Source organism: Geofilum rubicundum JCM 15548 (assembly GCF_000974365.1).
GTDB classification, from domain to species: Bacteria; Bacteroidota; Bacteroidia; order Bacteroidales; family Marinilabiliaceae; genus Geofilum; species Geofilum rubicundum.
In genome coordinates this window covers 1-5,619 of the sequence record NZ_BAZW01000102.1, presented here as the reverse complement: position 1 = coordinate 5,619, position 5,619 = coordinate 1, and the positions used below count along the sequence as shown (strand labels likewise).

The window sequence follows — 5,619 nt, the reverse complement described above, 5'->3', positions numbered from 1 at the left end:
AGTTCTTTATAAAAACTTTGTTCGTACTACTCACATAAATAGGGGTCGTTTGATGATTAAAAACAGAGTTGTTAATATAGATCCCTTCACCTTTTGAAAAGTCGTCTCTTCCCTGCATGTAGAGAGCGGTTGCCCCATTATTAAAAATTGAATTATTAAATTCAATTTTATTCAAATAAGTTTCTCTTAGCTGACTATAAACTGCATATTTAGAAGAGGTCTCCGGCAATGTAAACATGCAGCCATCAAACGTAACATCATAATTTGCTCCATCCAAAAAAAAACCATTCAAATGAGTGGTACTTCTATCTTCAAATACAATATTCTCAAAAGTTATGTTTTGCTGATTATTAAGCCGTACAATATACAAATCATCAGCTGCAGCATTCGTATAAGCAACAATGGCTTTTTGTTCCATTGCAGATTTTACGGTTACGTTTAGTCCTCTGTCATAAGGGTAAAATACGGTACAGGGAATGTATTCAATATCCAACTTCTCATCATATAATTCATCGGTTAATTCTACCACAACATTCCCACTAATGCCTCTCAAAGATAAATCACGAAATACATCAGACAGTTTAGAATATTCTTTTCCAACTCCGACCTGGTAAGTGCCTTGCATAGGAGCAACAGCCTCTTCATCCTCAAATTTATATCCGTAGCAGCCAATATCAAATCGTCCGTTAGTGCCAGCAAATTCTTCAAAACTGGTAAAACTGGTATTTAACGGGTAATTAATCCCAAATGCATTGGCAGCGTTGGGATAACCTTTATTATCAAGAAAAGGAGATTGGAAATTGGACGTTAAATAAGGCCCTTCACCGGTATCGTCTTGATCTATGTTCCATAAATACCGATAAAAGAAGGGGGCACTATAATTGGCATCATAAGCCTCGTAAGACAATTGTGGATAATACGTCAGATTAAAGAAATCAACCGTTCTGCAAGCCACATTGCCCATTTTAACCAAGAACTTACCTTTGCTAAATAAGTTGTTATACCTTATATCAGCTCTTTGGGGATCATCTGTTTCTTTTTCTGCAATATGTAAGGCCACTCCGTGCCCCTCCTGAACAATATTATTAGCGTATATTTTATTGCTATTGCCCGTAACGAAAGCTGCTGAATTTATAAATACATAATCGTTATTATAATTGGATTTGTTAATGAAATTATTTTGAACAATCAACAAATTGTTGCTATTCTCAACCTTCAATGTTTTACTCGTGCTCGCATCCTTTATTCCCAGCACGACAACATCATTGCTCCAGATATTTTTGGCTTTAGACAGATCTTCTGTATTGTATCCCGTACAACCTACTAAACTTATTCCCGACTGTTTTATGCCATACATTCGATTTTCGTAAATATTAATATTTTCTGCACCTTCTCCATATCCGGCACACCCCGAAAGAGCTATTGCATTTTCCTGAACAACCATTTGATTTCCCGAAATGGTTATGCCGTTTACAGAAGTCGCAACATAACCATTTATTCCACCAATATTTCTATTATCTTTTATGGATATATTTTCATACCTGTTACTTGTTGACGACCCGCTAAATGCCGCAACATGATATCCACCTCTTTTGAAAGTGTTATTCTCTATGGTAACATCAATAATATTATTGGTATTGGAGTTATCTTTTAAAACATTTACCAGCTTGTGATTAAAGAAGTTTGAACCGGTTGTTTCAACACCCTCAAATCTATTCCCAAGTATTTCAATATTATTGCTTTTTCCGGTAATTAAAATGGCTGTTCCAAAATCGGGGTGTGATTCAAAAGTAAATCCTTTAATTTTTATATTACTCGAATTGTGTACTTTAAAAACATAGTTATCATCGCTGGAAGGAGAAGGGTTGGTAATACTTACATGATCGACACCTTCGATAGTTAAACCGTTTTGGTAATGCAAATTTTCCAACACAGTAACATCATCCAAAGGGTTATCTAACCAATTCCTTACTTTAATAACGATCTCTTCATCATGATCTTCGTCATAATGAAGCATGATTTTCTCAATGGCAACATGAATATAAGTAAAATCACCTTCCTGCATTCCCACATAAAAGGTTTGAGAATTAGCCAAAAAGTAACAGAACAGAAGCATTAAGCTTACGACAAATTTTTGTGCTTTCATTTTTTTCAGTTTAAGGTGACTGCATTTGTTTATTTCATATCCTTCAAGGTGTTCAAAAAAAAGACATTGGTCATTGAACCTTTTTTAGAGCTGCTTCCACTGCATGCCATTAAAAGCATTGAAACTACCATCAAAGCCATCCATGAGCTTAAAAAAACATTCATCAAATCAGGTTTTAACAGTTTATTTTTAATCTGTGGGGAAAATAAAGTAAGCAAGACAGGAGCATAGAGGCCAGTTGAATTTAAGGGAACTAACTTTGCAAGCGCTGAATCATCTCCATGGCATAATTCCTGCGTGAATAGGCAAGCGGCAGACGTTGTTTGTTGGACAATTCCACATACCGAGGCCACGCCGTACGAATAGAGTCGACATGTTTTATATTTATCAGTGTACCACGACTTGATTGAATAAAAATTCCGGCTGGCAAGATGTCTTGGTAATAATGGATACCCTGATGAACCTCAACAGGAGGTTCATTGACCAAAAAGAAACGGGTACTTTGACGATCTCCCTTGCAATAAAGAATATTGGAGATATTGACAAACAGAAGGAAATCAGATCCTTTGAGCACTAGCTTTTCCATGCAAAACAATTTGTTTTACACGAAATTAATACCCCTTATCAATTTAAACCCATTGCATTTGAATCCGTTTGGATCAGATTTGAATTTGCAGTAATTAAAGAAGGAAATCAGATGGTTTCCAGTATGCTGAGAAATTGCTGCTTCCTTCTTGATGAAATGGGTATTTCTGCCCCATTTTCCATAATTACAAATCCCCCATCGCTTTTATCAATCTTATGAATTTGATTCATATTAACCAGAAATGATTGGTGCGGCCGGGAGAAACCGTAATCTTCCAGCAAGTGCGCATATTCTCCCATACCCTTCGAAACCAAAACCTCCTTCTTATCTTTAAGATAAAAAGTGGTATAACTGTTATCACTTTTGCAGTGCGAGATAGTGGCAATATTAACCACGAACATGGCTTCTGCTGTGCGCAGTACAATCTTTCCGCTTTTTTGGCTACCCTGATAATGGTCCAGCAAATTAGTTACCTGTTCCTGAGAATCGGGAGCTGTCTTCACTGTTTCTATGGCATTACGTACCGCATTAATAAACTCATACTCATTAACCGGCTTCATAATATAATCAAAAGCACTGAACTTTATGGCTTTAATGGCATAGTGGTTATAGGCAGTTAAGAAAATTATTTTAAAATGATAGGGCCTTAAATTTTGTAGTACCTGAAAACTGTTGCCATCTTCCAATTCGATATCCATAAAGACAATGTGGGGGGCACCTTCTTTAATCAATTTTACAGCACCAGCAACAGTGCCGGCTTCACCAATTATTTCAACATCAGAGAAATTTTCCCGAAGCAGAATTTTATAGGTATCCCTGATGGCTAATTCATCTTCAATTATTGCTATTTTCAACATCTTATTGAGTTTAGGATTTCTTTACTTGCTGTTACTATTCAAGACCGGCACATTAATGTTAACACGAACCCCCGACAATTCAGGGTTGACATCTCTCAAATTAATCATTTCAAAAACAAAATGCCTTTTATACTTTTGTACGATAAGCCTTCTTCTTTCTTCAAATATAGCCATCGCCATGGACCGATGGGTGTTTTCTGAGTACTTCTTATCTTTCAATCCCACACCATTGTCTTCAATAACAAACGCCACACAGTCTCCTAAATCTGAAACAGAAACCCTTAGCTCTCCTTTATAACCAACCCCCTTAAAACCATGCTTCAGGGCATTTTCTAAAAAGGGCTGAATCAGCATGGGAGGAATAAGAATACTCTCACAATCTGTCAGGTTATCCACTTGCAATTGAAAACTAAATTTATCCGGCATCCGCATCTGCTCTAACTCTGCATAAGTTCTCAACATGGCCAACTCTTTATCCAACGTAATGATTTCAGAAGCTGAAAACTCTAAGGTAGATCGCATCAACACGGCCAAACTACTTAAATACCGGATGCTTTCTTGGCGTCGTTGGCCAACATAAAATATTGAATAGAGCTGAGTACATTAAAAATAAAATGGGGATTCATCTGAGCTCTTAACACTTTTTGCTGAAGGTCATTTTCTATAAATTGAGCCTGCTTTCTTTTCATTTGGTATATATACACAGCCAGAATGATGAGCACTATCAAAATAAAAATAACAACCATGCCTGTGCGCAAGCGCTGAGTCTTTAACTCATTCTCTACGGTCAACAACTCAATCTGCTTTTCCTTTTTGGCCGTTTCATACTGTGTCTCCAGCTCCTCAACTACACGCCGGGCATCCTCTGCATGCATTTGACTTTCTGCGGTCCTTAACGAATCATTCCAACGATAAGCTTCCTGATAGTTTTTAAGTCTAAAATTCAATTCATAGAGCAAACCCAGACTTTTTATTCTTTCTGTATAATAGTACTGAATATCGTCACGTTGAATGTTTTCCCTCACAAGTGCCAGGGCTGCTTCGTTTTGTCCAAGTTCTTTATACAATTCAGCTTTCCAATTGTTATTAAAAACAATATCATAAGTATCCCCTCCAAAATAGGCCTCTGCTTGATGCGTCAGATCCAAGGCCTTATCAAACTGGCCCAAATCAAAATAAATCTGAGCACTATTGGTCAAAGCGAGACAAATCCCTTGATCGTACTCAACCTCTTTACTTAAAACCAGAAGTGTATCATAGTAATTCAAGGCCTTTTCATAGTCCTCCTCCCAACTCGAAAGCCCCCCTAAACCATTATATATTTTTGCTATATCATCAAAGGATGCGCAACCATCAACATCCTTCAAACTGTAGGCCTTTTTTACATATTCCTCCCATTTCGAAACATTGTTATTTTCCCTAAAAATATTGCCCAATGTAATATAGTGGTAGCAAATCCGAATAAGGTCATTCTTGGTTTCTTTTATATTGATGGCATACAGAGCATGACTAACGGCCTCTTTGTAATTGCCCATAAAGCTATAGGTGCCGGCAATATTCATACTGACCTTGGCCATATTGTGAAAATCCTGCAGATGCTCAGAACTTTCCAAAGCCATCTCATAGGCTTCTATGGCTTTACTAAAATCGCCTAACACACAATACAGACAGGCCAGATAATTAGCGAATGAAGAAACCCTCTCATGATTGTTAACATCTTGGGCGATTTTGAGTGCCGACTCAAATTGAATAATAGAAGCCTCATAGGCCGCTTCCTCTTCGTCCAGATACTCACCAAAATCATAATAGGCATCCATTAATAATTCCTTATCATCCTGAGCGCGCTCAATGTTCTCTATAAAAGCCTGCTTTGCAGAATCCTGAGAATTAGCAGAAACCGCAACCTCTTCCCCGTTAACGCTTGAAAAAAGAAACAAAGACCATAACGCAGCTCCCCTCAAAAAGAAACGAACCATTGGCTCTATGGAAAATTTAAAACTAAAAAACGTCATGATTTATTATTCTTTTAC

General features: G+C 37.2%; 4 protein-coding genes and 1 pseudogene. 1 reads left to right on the top strand and 4 read right to left on the bottom strand.

Annotated elements, in window-relative coordinates:
* On the bottom strand, nt 1-2,146 hold a 2,146-nt coding region (locus JCM15548_RS19760), incomplete at its 3' end, for a right-handed parallel beta-helix repeat-containing protein (RefSeq protein WP_157483007.1).
* 66 nt (nt 2,147-2,212) lie between these two features.
* On the opposite strand from JCM15548_RS19760, the gene JCM15548_RS19755 reads away from it, so the two are divergent.
* Nucleotides 2,213-2,377: a hypothetical protein gene (locus JCM15548_RS19755; RefSeq protein WP_157483005.1), complete on the top strand. Its 165-nt coding sequence runs from the start codon at nt 2,213-2,215 to the stop codon at nt 2,375-2,377.
* A gap of 22 nt (nt 2,378-2,399) precedes the next feature.
* Here JCM15548_RS19755 and JCM15548_RS19750 read toward each other — a convergent pair whose 3' ends face one another.
* The 3 genes and pseudogenes from JCM15548_RS19750 to JCM15548_RS19735 form a co-directional block, all read right to left on the bottom strand.
* Entirely contained in the window at nt 2,400-2,732 is a 333-nt protein-coding gene (locus JCM15548_RS19750; protein WP_062128863.1) for a LytTR family transcriptional regulator DNA-binding domain-containing protein, read from the bottom strand.
* A gap of 107 nt (nt 2,733-2,839) precedes the next feature.
* The gene (locus JCM15548_RS19745) at nt 2,840-3,589 is read right to left on the bottom strand and encodes a LytR/AlgR family response regulator transcription factor (protein WP_062128861.1); all 750 of its coding nucleotides are present in this window, start codon (nt 3,587-3,589) and stop codon (nt 2,840-2,842) included.
* Between the two features lie 21 nt (nt 3,590-3,610).
* Nucleotides 3,611-5,124, bottom strand: a pseudogene (locus JCM15548_RS19735) (tetratricopeptide repeat-containing sensor histidine kinase).
* Between the last annotated feature and the right edge of the window lie 495 nt (nt 5,125-5,619).

What these genes read in the sequence shown, in the direction of transcription:
- JCM15548_RS19750 (WP_062128863.1), bottom strand. Translation starts at nt 2,732, where the DNA reads ATGGAAAAGCTAGTGCTCAAAGGATCTGATTTCCTTCTGTTTGTCAAT.
- JCM15548_RS19745 (WP_062128861.1), bottom strand. Translation starts at nt 3,589, where the DNA reads ATGTTGAAAATAGCAATAATTGAAGATGAATTAGCCATCAGGGATACC.